At 37.3% G+C, this 19,963-nt stretch carries 17 protein-coding genes; all 17 read left to right on the forward strand.

Annotated elements, in window-relative coordinates:
• A partial coding sequence (locus HMPREF2794_RS15045) for an NAD-dependent epimerase/dehydratase family protein (protein ID WP_070751806.1) occupies positions 1–797 on the forward strand: 797 nt, incomplete at its 5' end.
• 194 nt (positions 798–991) lie between these two features.
• Positions 992–2,203: a non-hydrolyzing UDP-N-acetylglucosamine 2-epimerase gene (gene wecB / locus HMPREF2794_RS15050; RefSeq protein ID WP_083312096.1), complete on the forward strand. Its 1,212-nt coding sequence runs from the start codon at positions 992–994 to the stop codon at positions 2,201–2,203.
• A 19-nt stretch (positions 2,204–2,222) separates the two neighbouring features.
• Positions 2,223–3,446 (forward strand): nucleotide sugar dehydrogenase, encoded by a 1,224-nt coding sequence (locus tag HMPREF2794_RS15055; RefSeq protein ID WP_070751807.1) that lies wholly within the window; start codon positions 2,223–2,225, stop codon positions 3,444–3,446.
• A gap of 92 nt (positions 3,447–3,538) precedes the next feature.
• Positions 3,539–4,702: a polysaccharide pyruvyl transferase family protein gene (locus HMPREF2794_RS15060; RefSeq protein WP_016267353.1), complete on the forward strand. Its 1,164-nt coding sequence runs from the start codon at positions 3,539–3,541 to the stop codon at positions 4,700–4,702.
• A 178-nt stretch (positions 4,703–4,880) separates the two neighbouring features.
• The gene (locus HMPREF2794_RS15065; RefSeq protein ID WP_070751852.1) at positions 4,881–5,888 is read left to right on the forward strand and encodes a Coenzyme F420 hydrogenase/dehydrogenase, beta subunit C-terminal domain; all 1,008 of its coding nucleotides are present in this window, start codon (positions 4,881–4,883) and stop codon (positions 5,886–5,888) included.
• 1 nt (position 5,889) lies between these two features.
• Complete coding sequence (locus HMPREF2794_RS15070) at positions 5,890–7,335, forward strand: lipopolysaccharide biosynthesis protein (RefSeq protein WP_016267355.1); 1,446 nt, start codon at positions 5,890–5,892, stop codon at positions 7,333–7,335.
• Between the two features lie 60 nt (positions 7,336–7,395).
• Positions 7,396–8,616, forward strand: coding sequence for an O-antigen ligase family protein (locus HMPREF2794_RS15075; protein ID WP_070751808.1), 1,221 nt, complete (start codon positions 7,396–7,398; stop codon positions 8,614–8,616).
• A 190-nt stretch (positions 8,617–8,806) separates the two neighbouring features.
• Positions 8,807–9,205, forward strand: coding sequence for a serine O-acetyltransferase (locus HMPREF2794_RS15080; protein ID WP_240052969.1), 399 nt, complete (start codon positions 8,807–8,809; stop codon positions 9,203–9,205).
• Positions 9,206–9,220: 15 nt separating this feature from the next.
• Entirely contained in the window at positions 9,221–10,381 is a 1,161-nt protein-coding gene (locus HMPREF2794_RS15085; protein WP_083312098.1) for a glycosyltransferase family 4 protein, read from the forward strand.
• 326 nt (positions 10,382–10,707) lie between these two features.
• Positions 10,708–10,911, forward strand: a complete 204-nt coding sequence (locus tag HMPREF2794_RS29580; protein ID WP_255323353.1) for an LbetaH domain-containing protein — start codon at positions 10,708–10,710, stop codon at positions 10,909–10,911.
• A gap of 2 nt (positions 10,912–10,913) precedes the next feature.
• Positions 10,914–12,053: a glycosyltransferase gene (locus tag HMPREF2794_RS15095; protein ID WP_070751810.1), complete on the forward strand. Its 1,140-nt coding sequence runs from the start codon at positions 10,914–10,916 to the stop codon at positions 12,051–12,053.
• Positions 12,054–12,074: 21 nt separating this feature from the next.
• Entirely contained in the window at positions 12,075–13,265 is a 1,191-nt protein-coding gene (locus HMPREF2794_RS15100; RefSeq protein ID WP_070751811.1) for a glycosyltransferase family 4 protein, read from the forward strand.
• A gap of 546 nt (positions 13,266–13,811) precedes the next feature.
• On the forward strand, positions 13,812–14,234 hold the full coding sequence (locus HMPREF2794_RS29585) for a sugar phosphate nucleotidyltransferase (RefSeq protein WP_240052971.1): 423 nt from the start codon (positions 13,812–13,814) through the stop codon (positions 14,232–14,234).
• A gap of 201 nt (positions 14,235–14,435) precedes the next feature.
• On the forward strand, positions 14,436–15,029 hold the full coding sequence (locus tag HMPREF2794_RS15110; protein ID WP_070751813.1) for a sugar transferase: 594 nt from the start codon (positions 14,436–14,438) through the stop codon (positions 15,027–15,029).
• Between the two features lie 27 nt (positions 15,030–15,056).
• The gene (locus tag HMPREF2794_RS15115) at positions 15,057–16,331 is read left to right on the forward strand and encodes a DegT/DnrJ/EryC1/StrS family aminotransferase (protein WP_070751814.1); all 1,275 of its coding nucleotides are present in this window, start codon (positions 15,057–15,059) and stop codon (positions 16,329–16,331) included.
• A 381-nt stretch (positions 16,332–16,712) separates the two neighbouring features.
• Complete coding sequence (locus HMPREF2794_RS15120; RefSeq protein ID WP_070751856.1) at positions 16,713–17,507, forward strand: polysaccharide biosynthesis/export family protein; 795 nt, start codon at positions 16,713–16,715, stop codon at positions 17,505–17,507.
• A 12-nt stretch (positions 17,508–17,519) separates the two neighbouring features.
• Positions 17,520–19,958, forward strand: coding sequence for a GumC family protein (locus tag HMPREF2794_RS15125; RefSeq protein WP_070751815.1), 2,439 nt, complete (start codon positions 17,520–17,522; stop codon positions 19,956–19,958).
• Positions 19,959–19,963 lie beyond the last annotated feature (5 nt).

Here is a 19,963-nt window from a genome sequence, read left to right on the forward strand (position 1 = left end):
CTCAGGTAGTCGTGAATCTTGCTGCTCAAGCCGGTGTGCGTTATAGCATCACTAACCCCGATGCATATATTGAAAGTAACCTTATTGGATTTTATAATATTTTAGAAGCCTGCCGTCATCATAGTGTGGAGCACTTGGTATATGCTTCTTCCAGTAGCGTATATGGAAGTAATAAGAAAGTGCCTTATAGTACCGATGATAAGGTGGATAATCCTGTATCACTCTATGCTGCTACTAAAAAAAGCAATGAGTTAATGGCTCACGCTTACAGTAAGCTCTATAACATACCAAGTACAGGTTTGCGGTTCTTCACCGTTTATGGTCCCTGTGGTCGTCCCGATATGGCTTACTTTAGCTTTACCAACAAACTTTTGAAGGGTGAGACCATTCAGATTTTTAATTATGGTAATTGCAAACGCGACTTCACCTACATTGATGATATCGTAGAGGGCGTTGTCCGTATTATGCAGTATGCTCCTGAGAAGAAAAATGGTGATGACGGACTTCCAATTCCACCATACAAAGTATATAATATTGGTAACAACTCACCTGAGAATCTCCTTGATTTTGTGACCATTCTTCAGGAAGAGCTCATAGCAGCCAAGGTACTTCCCGATGATTACGATTTTGAGATACACAAAGAGTTAGTGCCAATGCAACCTGGGGATGTGCCTGTGACTTATGCTGATACTACTCCTCTGGAACAAGATTTTGGCTTCAAGCCATCAATCTCACTACGTAAAGGTTTAAGGGCTTTCGCTCAATGGTACTCTAGGTACTATAAGTGTGAAGAGTAGTTTATGCAAAGTTAATCGAAGTCCCCAATACTATGGCACCTGCGAATACCATCTTTAGACTTTCGTCTTCAGCCTTTCCTCTTTCCTAAAATATTTAGATACTGCTACTGTATTTTGCAACTTTTTTTCTAGTGGTAATTCTGTGGTTAGGCTGCTTGCAAAAGAACAAAAAATAAAATAATAACAGTCAATTTATGGCAAAGAAAGTTATGCTAGTCTTCGGAACCCGACCAGAGGCAATTAAGATGTGTCCACTGGTTAAGGAGTTCCAGAAGCGCAACGATGAGTTCGAAACTATCGTGTGTGTTACTGGTCAACATCGTGAAATGCTTGATCAAGTTCTCAAAATCTTCGATGTGAAGCCTGATTACGACCTCAACATTATGAAACAAGGTCAGGATCTTACTGATGTGACTGCACGTGTCCTCACCGGTCTTCGTGATGTGTTCAATGAGTGTCGTCCAGATGTTGTACTCGTTCATGGTGACACCACTACCTCAACGGCAGGTGCCCTTGCTGCGTTTTATGCTCAGATTCCTGTAGGTCATGTGGAGGCAGGTCTTCGCACTCATAATATTTACTCTCCATGGCCAGAGGAGATGAACCGTCAGATTACAGGACGTATTGCTACCTATAACTTTTCTCCAACTCCACTTTCTGAGAAGAACTTATTAGAGGAGAAGGCCCATGGCAACATCTATGTGACTGGCAATACCGTTATTGATGCCCTTCATATGGTGGTGAATAAACTTAAGGACGATGATGCGCTTGCTAAGGAGCAAGAGAACATACTTGCACAGGCAGGTTACGATGTAACACGTCTTGCTAATAACAAGAAGCTCGTCCTCATCACTGGTCACCGTCGCGAGAATTTTGGTGACGGTTTCATTCGTATGGTAACTACAATGAAGGATCTTTCAGAAAAATATCTTGAGGTTGATTTCGTATATCCTATGCATCTCAATCCTAACGTGCGCAAGCCCATTCATGAGGTGTTTGGTGAAGATCTTACTCGTCCTAACTTTTTCTTTATTGAGCCACTTCAGTATCTCGAGTTTGTATACCTTATGAGCAAAGCTACCATTGTTTTGACCGATTCTGGTGGAATCCAAGAGGAGGCTCCAGGACTTGGAAAGCCAGTACTCGTAATGCGTGATACCACAGAGCGTCCTGAAGCACTTGCATCTGGTACTGTTCATCTTGTGGGAACAGATTATGATAAGATAATGAATGAGGTAAGCGTCCTCCTCGACGATGCAGCAGCATATGATGCTATGAGCAAAGCTGTTAACCCTTACGGTGATGGACAGGCTTGCTGTCGCATTGCAGACATCCTTGCTGACAAAGAGACAGAACGTTACGATGTCAATTTCATCCCAACAACAGAAAATAACAACAAAAAATAACTCATTAAAAATCAAACTCATGATTAATGTAATTGGATTGGGTTACATCGGTCTTCCGACCGCCCTTATGATGGCCTCTCACGGAGTTGAGGTCATCGGTACTGACTACAACGAGCAGCTCGTTAACACCCTCAATGCAGGTCACACCACCTTCAAAGAGGATGGTATCGACGAACTCTTTCATAATGCCCTCAAAGCTGGCATCAAGTTCACTACAGAGTACCAGAAGACAGACATATATGTCGTGTCCGTTCCTACACCATACGACAAGTTTTCAAAGAAGGTTGACGCATGCTATGTAGTAGCAGCTGTCAAGGAAGTGATGAAGGTTTGCCCTAAGGGAGCAACCGTAGTTATCGAGTCAACTGTCAGTCCAGGAACCATCGACAGGTTCGTACGTCCTGTCATCGAGGAGAACGGCTTCAAGATTGGTGAGGACATAAACCTTGTGCACGCTCCTGAGCGTATTATCCCAGGCAACATGATTTATGAGCTTCTTCACAACAACCGCACTATCGGTGCTGACTCACGTGAGATTGGTGAGAAGGTAAAAGAGTACTATGCAAGCTTCTGTCAGGGTGATATTGTAGTAACCGATATTCGTACTGCGGAGATGACCAAGGTAGTTGAAAACACCTTTCGTGCAGTTAACATCGCTTTCGCTAACGAGCTTGCACGTATCTGTCGTCACGACAATATGAACGTATACGAGATTATCCGCATCTGCAACATGCACCCACGTGTAAATATTCTTCAGCCAGGACCTGGTGTAGGTGGGCATTGTATTTCTGTCGACCCATGGTTCCTCGTTGGAGACTATCCACAGCTCGCTAAGGTAATCGATGAGTCGATGAAGACTAACGATAGCCAGCCAACATTCGTTCTTGAGCGCATTTATGAGATCATGAAGGAGAATAATATCACCGATAACCGTAAAGTAGGCCTCTATGGGTTGACTTATAAGGAGAATGTTGATGACTTCCGTGAGTCTCCAGCCCTTCAATTACTCGATATTCAGCAGCGCCACTTAGCTCGTCCATTGAAGTGCTACGATCCTTTTCTCGAGAACCACAAGATTGCAGAGAATCAGTTCTCTGATTTCGATGAGTTCCTGAAGGATGTTGATATGGTCGTATTGATGGTTAAGCACGATCACATCAAGCACAACTGGGATAGGCTCAAGGGTAAGGTGATATTGGATTGCTTCAATATTTGTCCACTTGAGGGAGTTTATCACATTTAAAATATAAGGTTATTCGTCAGCACAGGTGGAGCACAAGCTTGCAGTTCGATTCTGCCTGACGGAGCAAATTGATAATAGTCAAATTTTAAACAATGAAAAGAGTTGGATTATTAATAGCTTATAAAAATCCAAATTATGGCACTATGCTTCAGGCATTTGCAACTCAATATATTGTTGAGTCTTTAGGGTGTGAAACAGAGATAATCGATTATACTGCAGATCGTTTTAACAAACATTATCCGCTTGATTTGGGCTTGTTTCGTTTTTTGATTGATGCTTATCAAGAAAAGAAGAAAAAGGCAGCACGCACAAAATTTAATGATGCAACTTTTCAAAATAACATTGCGAAAAGAAAAACTTCTTATGTAGAATTCATACATCGAAGATTACATAATATAAAGGAAGTTTCAGGTTTTTCAAATCTCTGTAAACTAGGTTCTGAATATGATGCTGTTCTTATTGGTAGTGACCAGAAATGGCATCCTGGATTCTCATTTGGAGTTGATTCTTCATTCCGTTTTGTGCCCAAGAGCGTTCGAACAATATCTTATGCAACTAGTCTTGGTGTTTCAGAATATCCAAAGAGCTATTGGAGAACATCTCGTAAAGCTTGGAGCAGGATAGACTATCTTTCTGTACGAGAAAAAACAGGAGCAGATATTATTTCAAAAGTATGTGATAATAATATTCATGCTGAGGTTGTTGTTGATCCTACCTATCTAATATCTTGCGAAGATTGGAAAAAGATTTTTCCAGTTGAAAAGAAATTTGAAGACAAGTATATTTTCTGCTATTTCTTAGGAAATGATGAAGAGTCAAAGAAATGTGCTCGTAGATATGCTAATTTGAAGGGGCTCAAACTTGTATCAGTAGTTAGTAACGAAAGTTATTCAGAAATAGACCAGGAATACGCAGATTTTCTAATGACAGGTGAGTCTCCAGACAGTTTCGTTAATTGGATAAGGGGGGCAGAATGTGTGTTTACAGATTCTTTCCATGGTACAGCATTTTCTATAATGAATGAAAAGCAGATATATGTGTTTTATAGGAAGAATACTGGAGTAAAGTTACAGCGTCATTCTAGAATCGATGATATCCTTTCTCTTTGGGAGATTAAATATAGATTAATTACAGATAAGCATAGGGAATGGGATAGTTATCAGGAACAGCCAATCGATTATACACTTGTTACCCAAAAGGTTCAATCAGAGCGCGAGAGATCAATGAAATTCTTGAAAGCAGCATTAACTTTTTAATATGTTGACATCCGGTTTATATCAAAGTAAGAATCAATGCTGTGGCTGTGAATTATGTTCTTGTGTCTGCCCGAAGAATTTAATTAGAATGCAACCAGATGACGAAGGCTTTCTGTATCCATATATAGAGACAGATGAGGGGTGTATACATTGTAATAAATGTATAAAAATCTGCCCAATGAAGTCCTCTAATCGAAATGATATTGTATTGAAAGCTTCGTTTGGCGGGCAAACGCGAGATATTGATGGAACGAGATATAGTTCTTCTGGAGGCTATGCAACGGCCATCAGTAAGCAATTTATTTTGGAAAAGGGTGTTGTTGTTGGTGTACGTTATTCTTCTGATTTTTCAAAATCGGAATATGCAATAGCAGAAACTATTGAGGAATTAGAACAGTTTAGGACTTCTAAGTATATTCAAGCTGAGAAGGGTGGTATCTATCAAACGATAAGAAATATAAAAAGGAAAAAAATATTATTTATCGGTCTGCCATGTGAAGTTTCAGCTCTGTATAATTATTGGGGGCGTAACACAGATAATTTATATTCTATATCTTTGGTGTGTCATGGACCTACGACTCCTAAGGTGCAAAATCTTTTTGCAAGTAAATTAAAAGAAAATAATAATTCTCAGATAAAGTATTTCTCCGTAAGATATAAAGAGAGTGGTTGGAAACCATATTATATTTATGCCGATTTTGAAAATGGGAAACATCATCAAGAACTTTTTAAAGGAAGTAGTTATGAGATTGCTTTTCAGTATCTGAAGCGACCTTCATGTTCTTCTTGTAGATATAAACTTGGTGATCAAGAATTCGGACTCGTATCTGATTTAACACTTGGTGATTTTCATGCTGTAGAAAAAAATATGCTCCAATATAGTCCTTGGGGGGTATCACAAGCGAGTGTTCAGTCGGAGAAAGGTGAATATTTGATTGATCTTGCAAGAAGGCAATGCAATGTTGAGTTCATTCCTGAAAAATATATAACTAAATATAATTATGCATTTCATCATCCTGTAGCTCAGAAGACAGGTAGAGAATCTTTTAAGCGTATACTTTTACGGGAGGGATTAGATTGTGCAGCAAAGAGTTTGCTGGTGCAAATCCCTACTTGTTATATTAATGCAAAAAGGAGAATAATATCATTCCTCTATAATGTAAAATTATATCTTATATCAAAGTAAAATGGGGAAAAGCTTAAAAAGCGTTTTTTTATCTGGAACAATGTGGACAGCTGCCGAAAATGTTATATTTACAGTATTAGGTATTGTACAATTGGCAATAACTAGTAGAATATTGTCTTCAACTGATTTTGGTGTCTATGCTATTGCTGTGTTTTTTACTGGCCTTGGAACAATTGCGTTTTCTATGGGATTAGGCCCAGCTTTAGTTCAGAAGAAAGGAGATATTAAAGACTATTTGGATACGGCTTGGTCTGCGAATTTATTAGCATCAATAGTAGCAACAATAGTTTTGGAATTTTTGATATTTCCAATATGCACTTATTATTACCATAATGAGGAAGGAGTGCTTCCATCTATGGTTATAATGTTAAGTGTTATATTCTCAGCAGGACAAAATCCTGCAATAGCATATTTTCAGAAGGAGATCAAATTAAAGAAATACTTCTATCTTAAAGTTTTTCCAAAAATTCTTAGTTTTGTTCTCGTTGTAGTTAGCGTGTACTACATGAAGTCTTATTGGGGATTAATTATTGCACTACTATCAGAATATTTGTTTAGGCTAATATATTCATTCTTTGTTTATCCATATAAAGTTAAGTTTGTTATTGACAAAGATAAATTTTATGAGCTATATAGATTTGGGGGGTGGTTGCAGTTGAAAAATATCACGTCATGGTTTGCTACTAATATTGATGTTGCTATAGTCGGTAACGTTTTGGGTACAGCATCTCTTGGATTGTATAATCGTGCTCAAACAATTGCAGGTTATCCAAGAACTTTCGTTACAGGTGTGATTGATAATGTCGCCTTTCCACTTTATGCTCAGATAACAGACGATAAATCTAGGGTCGACCATGTCCTTAGTCAAATTCAGAATATTGTCATGTATCTTCTTTCCATGATGTGTATTGTGGTTGTGCTTTATGCAAAGCCTATTGTTCTTCTTGTATTGGGCAGTACTTGGGTGGAAATGGTTGAACCGTTTAAAATAATATTTGTATCATATGTTTTTCAAACTTTGTTGTTTTCATTTAATCCATTATTGAGAGCTTATGGCTTTACAAAACAGGAATTCAGATTTTATACAATCAAAATGTTAGTGATGATAGGGCTTCTTTATCCTCTCACTTATTGGTATGGTCTTATTGGTGCTGGCATTTCTATTCTTCTTGCTGTGATATGTGTATTTCCTTATTTGTTTTACACTATTAAGAAACTTACCCATGTTGAGTTGAGACAAATCTTCTATTCTTTTGGAATTTCTCTCTTTGTTTCATTTATTACAGTTGGTGTTTTTATGTATATACCAGATTTTGATGGTTTTTGGTGGGTGTTAGAAATGTTTATAGCAATAACTTTTGCGTCATTCTTTTATTTTCTTCTGGCTTTAATTCTTAAGAAAGGACCTGGGCTCGCTATATTGTCGCTTACTCACCTTAAAAAATAAGTTGTTGATTCAAGATCACTATATAACTGTTTGTTAATAAACAGGAGATTGCTAGAATATATGAAAATATTATTTTATTACTTATTATACTTGATATTTTTAATATCATCAATTCTTTATGGGTCTTTATATATTGGCCCTGTTACCCCCAGACAAATAATGTCTGTTGTTATGATAGTCGTTTGCATAAAGGAGGGTTATCTTTTTTTTGATAAATATGCAAAACTGTATTTTGGATTTGTGTTCTTTTATCTTGTCGCTTGTTTCTCTACAGGAGGTTTTGATATAGCTCTTAGAAATTTATTAAGTTATTACTTGGTTGCATTTGTAGGATATCAGTCAACTCGAATGATAATTTCAAAATATAGGGGGGCAAGGTTTGTTTTGTTATCTTTGCTTTCTATTTTTTTCGTTGATGCTGTCGTTACTTTAATTCAAATGTGGCAGCGGCCACTTTCATATATCATACTTGATACTTTAAATATTACAGCTGCTGATGAACTTTTAGAGAGAGCTGAACTCCGTGAGATGGATACTCTAGCAGGTCTTGCGGTTCCGGGCATTGTTGGCTCCGTATTAAATGGATATGTACTTGCAGTTTCGTGTGCTTTGATATTTTATAATAAGAGCGCTCGTTTAAAGTTCTGGAATATAATATTGTTAATGTTTTTCCTTGTTTCAGTGTTCGTTGTACAAGAACGAACTGCTTTGTTTGCTGCAGGCTTTATTTCGATATTAATGATTGTTAAGTTAGTCGGTAGTTCTGAAGAGAAAAACAAAGTCAAATGGATATTTTTTTTTATAGCTATAATATTAATAATTGTATTTGGTAGCCCATTATTTTATGACAGTATTTTGGATGATGGATTTAGATATAGTGAATCGAGTTTCAGTATCAAAGAGGATGCTCGAAGTCATATTTGGTCTGAAGCCTGGGATTTTATTCAATCAACTCCAGTAGGCGGTATTTTTTATTATACTAACATTCACATTAAAATGCCTCATAATTTTTTTCTCAACGCTTTCATTTATGGTGGTATATTCGGTGGTTTGTTCCTTATCACTTTGTTTGTAGAACAAATGATAATTGTATTAAAAATACTAATCCAAAAGTTATCTGCGAATAATATTCTATCTCTAGTATTTGCTGGGGCCTACTTGGCATATAGTATTAATACAATGACTCATAATAGTTCTTTAGCAGATGGAAACCTATTGGTATGGTTATTATGGGGGGCTATTATTTCAACTCGTAATGGTATTAATAATATTAAGAAATAGTGTTTTATGATAAAAAATATTACTGATCTGCGTTATTATCATGAAAGTGATAGATTGGCTTGTAATAAAAGTGCAAAAGTGTCATTACGAGAAAGAATTCTTAGTTTCTTAGCACCTGATTATATTTCGGAATTCTTAAGAGAATTACGAATTGTTGAATATCTGTCCAATTGTTCTAATACGAGGAATTATGGGGAGGGCATTTCTTTTTTATCATCGATTAAAATTAAGAAAAATTCAATTGCATCTAGGTTTTTCTATACCTATTAATGTTTGTGGCCCAGGATTGTCCATCGCTCATTATGGTTCTATTATTATTTCAAGTAAAGCTAAGATTGGACGTAACTGTAGAATTCATTCATGCGTCAACATAGGGGCAAGTAGAGGCAAAAACGGTGCTCCCATAATTGGGAATAATGTGTATATTGGCCCAGGGGCAATATTGTTTGGTGATATAACTATTGCTGACAATGTAAGTATAGGAGCTAATGCAACTGTAAATCGCTCGTTCACTGAGTCAAATGTTGTTATTGCTGGGACGCCAGCGGAAATTGTTAAAAGAAATGTTCCTGCATGGAATGAAGTATAATTTATTTGTATAGTAATGAATATTTGTATTGTATCAACTGATTATCCTGCTCCATCTCATCCAAAATATGTTTTTGTTGAGCAGTTGGTAAATGAAATGGTTAATCAAGGGGTTGATATATCTGTTATCGCTCCTCAAAGTATAACACGCCATTTACTAAAAGGAGACCCTCTGCTAGCAGTGGATTCTGAAAAGAAAATTGGTAATCGAAGTTATCATATTTATCGTCCGAAATATTTAACCCTTGGAAATGCTCCAAGATGGATACAAAACATATTAGAATGGTTAAGATATAAAGTCATCTTGAGAGTAATCACAAAACATAATTTAAAGCCCGATGCTATTTATGGCCATTTTTGGCAAAATGCTTTTGATATTAGAAAGTATTGCTATAAGAATGGTACACCATTGTTTGTTGCTTGTGGTGAAGGAGATACAGCATTGGAGGATCTTGTCAATTCGTTATCTTTTGCAGAAAAGAAAAGGCTTTCCAATGCGGTAACAGGCGTCATAAGTGTATCAAGTCTTAATAAAAGGAAGTGTATAGAATATGGGTTGTCAAAAGCTGAGGATATTGTTGTTCTTCCTAACTCTGTAAGTTCTTCTCTTTTTTCTGATATAAATCCTCTTAATAGGAATTCACTTGGAGTTTTTGATGATGATTTTTTAATTGTTTTTACCGGTGGTTTTATCCATCGTAAGGGGGCTTCTAGACTTGCTGCTGCAATTGATAAGATTGGTGATAAAAGGATAAAAGTTATTTTTATAGGAAAGCCAGTACCAGGAGACGATGCGACACCTCATTGTAATGGAATAGTTCATATTGGAGCATTAGAACATGATGATATCCCTTCTTATCTCAGTGCTGCTGATGTGTTTTGTTTACCTACTTTGAATGAAGGCTGCTCTAATGCTATAGTAGAGGCCATTGCATGTGGACTTCCTATTATATCTTCAAACTTACCATTTAATGATGATATATTAGATAGTTCTAATGCTTTACTAGTAAACCCAGAAAGTGTCGATGATATCGCTTCTGCTATTAAACAATTAATGGATAATTCTGATTTAAGACAAAAGTTAGCAGAAGGATCTAAAGAAAAGGCTAAATCATTATGGATTGAATTTAGAGCAAAAAAAATAATTGAATTTATAAATAGACAGATGCAAAAGTAATCGATAAATGAGAGATTTTATTAGTAGCTTAATACATTTCTTTATTGAAATAAAAATATGGACACCGTGTCATATGCTGAAACGACTATGTTGCAAATGTTTTATAAAGAAATTCGACATGTTCTATATTTAGGAATGTAGACATTCGAAGTCCGCAACGTATTACAATTGGTAGAAATTGCAATATTAACAAATATTGTGTACTTGATGGACGATGTGATCTTACAATTGGTGATAATGTCGATATAGCACAAGATTCTTACATTTGGACTGAGCAACATGATTATAATAGTTCTGAATATACCCCTGTCGCGAGTAATGTTACTATCGAAGATTATGTATGGATTGCATCAAGAGCAACAATTTTGCCAGGTGTAACAATAGGAAGAGGCGCAGTTGTTGTATGTGGAGCAGTTGTAACAAAAGATGTTCCTCCTTTGGCTATAGTAGGAGGGGTACCTTCTAAGATTATTGGATGGCGAAAAGATAATATGAAATATAAATTAGGCGATCGCCCATGGTTTAAATAAATATGAAATATTTATTAGTTGATTTGTCGGGAAAGGTCGATAATTATGACAAGGCTTTATACCAAGCATTAGAAAAAGAATTGTCGAAGGGAAAATCATCAATACAACTTTTGATTCCTGGTCATGGTTTAATTAGACTAATCCCTAATAAATTCAGTCAAACCGAATTTATTGTAAAGAGATTAATAAAAGCATTGGAGGGGCTTATTAATTATATTTACTTGCTTTTGTTTGTTTCTTTTAAGAAAATTGATGTTATTCATTTCCAATGGTTACCTTTTGTTGAAGTAGTTGGTATAGAAAAATATATTCTTTATTTGCTACATGTACTATCACCTCAAACGAAGGTTATTTTAACGATACACAATATTTATCCTCATGGTGTGAAAAGCATGAGCGATAGCGGAAAACAAAAATATAAGAAGAGGTTTCGTGATACTTGCAGGAATATAGATAACATCATTGTTCATACGGAATCATCTAAAATGGAAGTAATCAAAGAGTTTGATTTTGTTCCTGATATTATCAGTATTGTTCATCATGGAGTTTTTATTCCTAAGATTAGGATCTCCAAGAAAGAATTTTTGCAAAAAAATAAATATGTTATATTACAGTTTGGTTTGCAAACTTATTATAAAGGAACTGATGTTCTAGTTGATGCAGTTAACTTATTGCCTGCTGAATATAGTGAAAAGATTGAAACTAGGATAGTTGGTGGTGTCGGTGAAAGCTATTTACAGGAACTTAAAGGTAAAGATTCTAACTCCCTTATTCATTGGAAATCTTACTTTTTGCCTAATGATGAACTTTATGAAGAGATAAATAATAGTGACGTTTTAGTCCTTCCTTATAGAGAAATATCACAAAGTGGCGTCCTGTTGTTATCTATCTATTTTGAAAAAAATATAATCTGTTCGGACTTACCTTCTTTTGTAGAAACGATTCATGGTGATCTGGACAATTCGTTGGATCATGATTTTTTCTTCAAAAATAATGATCCGTCTTCTCTATGCGAATTACTTATGCGCTATATTGATAGTAATATTAATAATGAGAAGATACAATACAGGATTAAGTATCTGAAGAATTTGTATTCATGGGAGAATGCAGCTAAAGCTACTATTAGTATATATAGAAAATAAACAATTATTAAATATACAGAAATGAAAATTGCATTATTGACACAATACTACAAACCTGAAATGGGTGCACCTCAGAATCGTTTGTATGAAATGATTCATGGCCTTAAGGAATGTGGTAATGAAGTATGCATAATCACAGGTATGCCCAATTACCCTATGGGGAAGATATTTGATGATTATAGAGGTAAGATTACATGCACTGATCAAATAGATGGTGTAGAGATTAAAAGATATTGGCTCTATGCATCAAATACAAAGAAGGTGATTCCTAGAATTTGGAATATGGTGTCTTTCTCATTTATGGTGTTATTCTCTTTACGCTATCTGAAGAGCAAGCAATTGGATTATTTAATAGTTGAAAGTCCTCCTTTGACGTTAGGGCTTGTTGGAAAATGGTTAGCCAAGCGTGCACATTGTAAATTTATTGCTAATATTTCTGATATTTGGCCTTTGTCTGCGAAAGAGTTGGGTGCGATATCAGAAGGAAAACTTTATCATATTCTTGAGAATCTTGAGCATAGAATTTATAAGGGTTCTTATATTTCTATGGGGCAATCTCAGGAGATTGTTGATCATATTGCTTCCCACGGTAGCAATAAAACCTATCTGTTTCGGAATGGAGTAGATCCTACAAGATTTGCAGATATTAAGGTGCATAAGATTAATGATGGAAAAGTTAGATTGGTTTATGCTGGTTTGCTTGGATTCGCTCAAGGGGTTGCTGATATCTGCAAGTCCATCAATTTTGCTGAGATGGGTATGGAATTTCATATATATGGTTCAGGTGGCGAGCAGAAGGAGATTGAAGCATTTATAGCTTCTCATCCAAATAATGGTATTATATATCATGGTGTCGTTGCTAGAGAAGAATTACCTTTTCGATTGAAGGAGGCTGATATGACGCTGATTCCATTAGTCAAAAATATCTATGGAGCAGTTCCTTCTAAAATTTATGATTCTATGGCTGCAGCTTTACCTATTATGTTTGTTGGAGAAGGTGAGGGGGCCCGTATTGTGAAGGATAACAATATTGGATTGGTGGCTCATTCTAAAGACTATGAAGGATTAAAAGATAATATTAAGTATGCAGTATCTCATCCTGAGGAAATGAAAGTGATGGCAAAGAATTGCGTTGATTGTGCTGAGAATAAATTCAATCGTCCTAAACAAATCTTGTGTCTAAACGATTACTTGAAGGATAATCTTAAGTAAAATATTAAGCTATTTGAAAAGACGATTTCCAATAAATGGAATTAATAGTTAGGAAAAATCTACTCTTAGCATTATTATGAGTATCTCTTTTTAGGCAGGATTTTAACAGATTGCTTACATTTCAATTGAATGCAAATGAGTGGGACTATTGGTTTGATTTTGCTGTTGATCATGGAATGCAAGTTTTTGCTCTTGAGGCTATTAAAGGAAGAATATTAATAAATGTGAGCAATTGTGTAGACGAAGTCTTAACTCTGTCATTGATGAAATAACCAGCTAGCCTAATATTGTTCAACAGAATTTTAGACATAGCATCAAAAAACAACTTAGGGATTTGCAGCTAATCTTAGCTGAACCTGTTGTACGCAATACAGTTCCTTGCATTGTTTGGACTTGCTGGAGTATCTGTAAGGAAGAAGCTAATGCTACTTGTTGTTACTCCTACAGATGTAATAGTGATGAATCGAGAGGAGTTCAGGCGTGTTATAAAGAATGTGCTAATTTATACAGAGAAGAACAATGATATCGTAACTTAGGGAGGAGAAGATTCATAGCGTAAATGAATTCAAGGAGAAGCCAAACCTTGAAACAGCAAAGAAATATCTTGTTGTTGGCAATTATCTCTGGAATGCAGGTATATTGGTATGGAGTGCCAATACCATTACAGAATGCATTAGTAAGTATAAACCAAGTATTGTAGAGGAGATGGATGCTACTATTACCTCAGAAGTTTCAGAAATTTCAAAGGTTCGAGAGATTTTTCCGAATGTAGAAAAGGTCTCTGTTGTTTATGCAGTCATGGAGCCTGTATCAAAGGTTGGTATGGTATATATCCATCCTACTGATTTCGGATGGAGCAATCTTGGTAATTGGGCTTCGTTACATGATAAACTTCAAAAAGATGAATTTATAATGGCGCAATTGGTAACATTTACGTGTACGAATGCAAGAATTATGTGGTTTATGTAGAAGATACAAATAAGGTTGTGTTTCAAGGTTTAGATGGATATATTGTCTCTGAGAAAAATGGTTATATTCTTATTTGTCAGGGAAGTGAGGAACAGAGAATTAAAGAGTGGCCAACAGGAATATAAAGGTTGTGATAGGTAGTAAGAAGGACATAAGCCTATGATTCGATGTCATTGCCTGTGAGAATGAATAATAAGTTATATGAAACGATTATTTGATATAGTAGCGAGTGGAATTGGGCTTGTGCTGTTGAGCCCATTGTTTTTAGTCCTTGCCATTTGGATCAAGATGGATTCAAAAGGCCCTGTGTTCTATCGTCAGGTGCGTGTAGGCAAGAACAATAAGAATTTCCGTATTTTAAAGTTTCGTTCCATGCATGTAGGGGCGGACAAAGGATCATTGGTGACTATTGGTGGGCGTGATTCTCGGATTACACGCTCTGGGTATTACATCCGCAAATATAAGTTTGATGAAATACCTCAATTAATCAATGTGTTTATCGGCGACATGAGTTTGGTAGGTCCTCGTCCTGAGGTTCGCTATTATGTGAATTATTGGACTTCAGAGCAGATGCACGTGTTGGATGTACGTCCAGGCATTACAGATCCTGCAAGTATCAAGTTCCGTAATGAGAATGAACTGATGGAAAAGGCTGAGGCCCCAGAGGATTACTACATTAATGTGATTATGCAGGAGAAGATCAAGCTCTACTTGGAGTATGTTGAGAACGCTAGTTTTTGGTATGATATTAAGCTGATCTTTATGACATTCAAAGTGATAATTACTGAAAGATAAACAATAACTTTTAAAATATACAGTAAAATGAGTACTGATTTAAAAAAAAGGAACGTGTTTTTCAGTCCTCCAGATATGACGGAAACTGAAACGAGATTGGTAGTAGAGGCTATCATGAGTGGTTGGATTACTACTGGTCCTAAGACAAAAGAATTTGAGAAGAAGATTTCGGCATACGTACATACTGATAAGACTGTATGTCTGAATTCTGCAACAGCTGCTATGGAACTTGCGCTTCGTCTGATTGGAGTGGGGCCTGAGGATGAGGTAATTGTGCCTGCATATACTTATACGGCTAGTGCAAGTGTGACTCAGCATGTGGGGTGCCACTTAGTGATGGTAGATAGCAACGAGGAAAACCAGCAGATGGATCTACAAAAGTTGGCTGAGGCTATCACAGAACGTACTAAGGTGATTGTGCCTGTTGATCTAGGTGGTGTGGTATGTGAGTATGACAAGATTTTGGAGGTCCTTGAGCAGAAGAAGGGTTTGTTCCGTCCTACTAATGAATTACAGAAGAAGATTGGTCGTGTGATAATCAGTTCGGATTGTGCTCACGCTTTTGGTAGCGAGTGGAAAGGGAAGATGGCTGGTGAGATTGGAGACTTCTCTTCCTTCAGTTTCCATGCTGTTAAGAATCTGACTACGGCAGAAGGTGGCGCACTTACTTGGCATCTACCATTTGGAAACGAACCTGTAGTAATGGATATAGATACTACTGTCCCTGTCTTCGAAGGAGAGACATGGAATGAGTTTCTGTACCGCAAGTGTCAGTTGTTCAGTCTCCATGGACAGAACAAGGATGCTTTGGCAAAAACTAAGCTCGGATCATGGGAGTATGATGTGATTGGTCCTTGGTATAAATGTAATATGACCGACATCATGGCTTCGCTTGGTTTGGCTCAGATGGAGCGTTACGATACAATGCTTCAGAAACGTCAAAAGTATGTAGAGCGTTTCAATGAGGCTTTTAAGGAACTGAATGTGGCTGTTCTCGACCATAAAGGGGCTGAGCATTGTTCAAGTCATCACCTTTACATCATCCGTTTGTTAGGCAAGACTCGTGAGCAGGTGAACGATGTTATCACTAAGATGGCAGAACGTGGCATCGCTACCAACGTGCACTACAAGCCGCTACCTATGATGACTGCCTATAAGACTCTCGGTTTCGACATTAAGAACTTTCCCAATGCCTACAAGATGTTCGAGAATACAATGACACTTCCACTTAACACTAAGATGACAGAGGAGGATGTAGAGTATGTTATCGAGAACTTCGTAGATATCGTAAAGTCCCTCTAATCTCATTTAGATTCTCCAATGAAAAAAGTAGTAATAGGGGGATTATGTGCATACTTCTTTTAGGTACAGAGGACAGATAAGACAAGATGTGAGTTTTTGAGTTCAATAATTAATGGAAAAGATGATTGATAAAGATTTTCCAAAAGGGCTATTAACTCAGGCGGCTGAATTGCCATCCTTGCGTTGTAATTATGACTTATGTAATTTGACACATTACAATGAATGCTGAATGCTTTGCAGGCACAAACGGAAGTGTCTACTTATCAATATGAAAATACTGGAGAAGCTGTAACGTGTCTTGCAGGTAAATTGGAAGAAGTTATCTATGGAGGAGTAAATAAAATTTGTAATTATAGTATTAAAAACAATAGAAAGAAATATATGAAGAAAATGAAACAACTAGGCTATTGCCTATTGGTAGCTTTTCTGTTAACAGCCTGCCAGTCTTACAAAAAAGTACCTTACTTGCAGGATGCAGAAGTGGTATTGTATAGTACCCAGAATGAACAACTGTACGATGCAAAGATTATGCCAAAGGATTTGTTAACCATTGTGGTGTCATGTACTAGTCCAGAATTGGCGGCGCCTTTCAATTTGACTGTTGCAACGCAGAATAATATGGCCTTGAATTATGCCACCACTCAGCCAGTCTTACAACAGTACTTGGTGGATAATGAAGGTAATATTAATTTTCCAGTGTTGGGTGAACTACATGTGGGTGGATTAACGAAGAAAGCAACAGAGCAAATGATTGTGGAAAGGCTGAAACCTTATATAAAAGAAACCCCTATTGTAACAGTACGTATGGTGAATTATAAGATTTCCGTAATCGGCGAAGTTGCCCGTCCTGGTACGTTCACGATTTCTAATGAAAAAGTGAACATTCTGGAAGCTTTAGCTATGGCAGGAGATATGACTGTATACGGTTTGCGTGATGATGTTAAGCTGATACGGGAGAACGCCAATGGTAAGCAGGAAATTATTCCGTTGGACCTGAATAAGGCGGAGACTATTCTTTCTCCTTATTATTATCTGCAGCAGAATGATATTCTTTACGTAACTCCTAATAAAGCGAAAGCACGAAATTCGGATATCGGAACTAGTACAAGCTTGTGGTTCTCTGCTACTTCAATCCTTGTTTCTATTGCCAGTTTATTGTTTAACATCTTGAAATAAAAAGAAAGGGTTATGAAGGAAGAAAATCAAAACGTGAAGGAACGTGAATTGACTGAGGATCAGATTGATTTCCGGGCGCTTCTTTTTAAGTATATTATTCACTGGCCCTGGTTTGTAGGGGCAGTGTTGCTATGTTTTGTTGGCGCGTGGTTTTATTTGCATTGGGCTACCCCCATTTATAATATTTCCGCCACTGTTCTCATAAAAGACGAGAAGAAGGGTGGAGGTGCAGGACTTTCTTCGGAATTGGAGGATATGGGGTTAAGTGGTGTGATGACTTCTTCTAAAAATATTGATAACGAGTTGGAAGTTTTACGTTCGAAAACACTCGTAAAAGAGGTTGTTAATCAGCTGGGATTGTATATAACTTATAAAGATGAGGATGAATTTCCTGCTAAAGGTTTATATAAGACTTCTCCGGTGCAGGTGAGTCTGACATCTCAGGAGGCTGAAGAATTGAATGTACCAATGATGGTAGAGATGACCTTACAGCCTGAAGGTAGTATGGATGTGAATGTGACTGTAGGTGAGAAGGGTTATCAGAAGCATTTTGAGAAGTTGCCTGCTATCTTTCCGACTGATGAAGGCACACTGGCTTTCTTTCAGGCGGCTGATTCGGTAACTTTACAGGATGGAACGAAAGTTCCTCGGATAGAGAAGAACATACGCCATATAACTGCGACAATAAACAAACCGATGAGAGTGGCAAAAGACTATTGTAAAAACTTGTCTATTGCCCCTACTTCTAAGACTACTTCTGTAGCCGTAATTTCGTTGAAGAACTCCAGTTTGCAGCGTGGACAGGATTTTATCAACCAGTTGCTTGAGATGTATAATCGCAATACGAACAATGATAAAAACGAGATCGCTCAGAAGACGGCGGAATTTATCGATGAACGTATTGGCATTATCTCAAAAGAATTAGGTAGTACGGAAGCTAATCTGGAGTCCTTCAAGCGTGATGCAGGTATCACGGACTTGACGAGTGAAGCTCAGATAGCCTTAGCTGGTAATGCTGAGTATGAAAAGAAAAGTGTGGAGAACCGTACTCAAATCAGTTTGGTAAATGATTTGCGTAAGTATTTGCGAGGCAATGAATACGAAGTCTTGCCGAGTAATGTTGGTTTACAGGATGCTGCCTTGATCGGTGCGATTGAACGTTATAACGAGATGCTTATTGAGCGTAAACGCCTGTTGCGTACATCAACAGAGAATAACCCTACGATTGTGAATTTGGATACAAGTATCCGTGCCATGAAAGCCAATGTGCAGGCTACTCTTGAAGGAACCTTGCAGGGGTTGATGATCACCAAAGAGAGTCTTGACCGTGAAGCAAGTCGCTATTCCCGTCGTATCAGTAATGCTCCGGGACAGGAGCGTGCTTATGTAAGCATCGCCCGCCAGCAGGAGATTAAAGCAGGCTTGTATCTGATGTTGTTACAGAAACGTGAAGAGAATGCGATTGCACTTGCCGCTACTGCCAATAATGCGAAGATCATTGATGAAGCGATAGCTGATGATATTCCGGTATCTCCCAAGCGTTCTATGATTTATCTGATTGCATTGGTATTGGGTATTGGAATTCCCGTTGGCATTATCTACCTGATAGAATTGACAAAATTTAAGATCGAAGGTCGTGCTGATGTAGAGAAACTAACGAGTGTGCCGGTTGTAGGTGATGTTCCATTGACAGACGAAAAGAATGATAAGAATGGCTCTATTGCGGTATTTGAGAACAAGAACAATCTGATGAGTGAAACTTTCCGTAATATTCGAACCAACCTTCAGTTTATGCTCGATAATGATCAGAAGGTTATCCTTGTGACCTCAACTGTCAGTGGTGAAGGAAAATCATTCGTATCGTCGAATTTGGCTATCAGTCTTTCTCTTTTGGGAAAGAAGGTGGTGATTGTCGGACTCGATATTCGTAAGCCGGGGTTGAATAAAGTATTCCAGCTCTCTAATAAGGAGAGAGGTATTACTCAGTATCTTTCCAATCCTGAAACGGATTTGATGGAGCTTGTTCAACCTTCTGATGTAAATAAGAATCTGTTTATTCTTCCGGGTGGTACTGTTCCTCCTAATCCAACGGAACTGTTAGCTCGTAACGGTCTGGACAGAGCGATAGAAACCTTGAAGAAGAACTTCGATTATGTCATTCTTGATACTGCTCCTATCGGCATGGTAACGGATACCTTATTAATCGGCCGTATAGCAGACTTGTCAGTTTACGTATGCCGTGCTGACTACACTCATAAGGCGGAATATACATTGATCAATGAACTGTCTTTTGAGAAGAAGCTGCCTAATCTTTGTACCGTCATCAACGGCGTAGACCTGAAGAAGCGAAAATACGGTTATTACTACGGCTACGGTAAGTATGGCAAACACTACGGCTATGGTAAACGTTATGGCTACGGCTATGGATATGGCCAAGATACAAAAAGATAAATATC

This window comes from Bacteroides sp. HMSC067B03, from assembly GCF_001811315.1.
GTDB lineage: Bacteria > Bacteroidota > Bacteroidia > Bacteroidales > Bacteroidaceae > Bacteroides > Bacteroides faecis.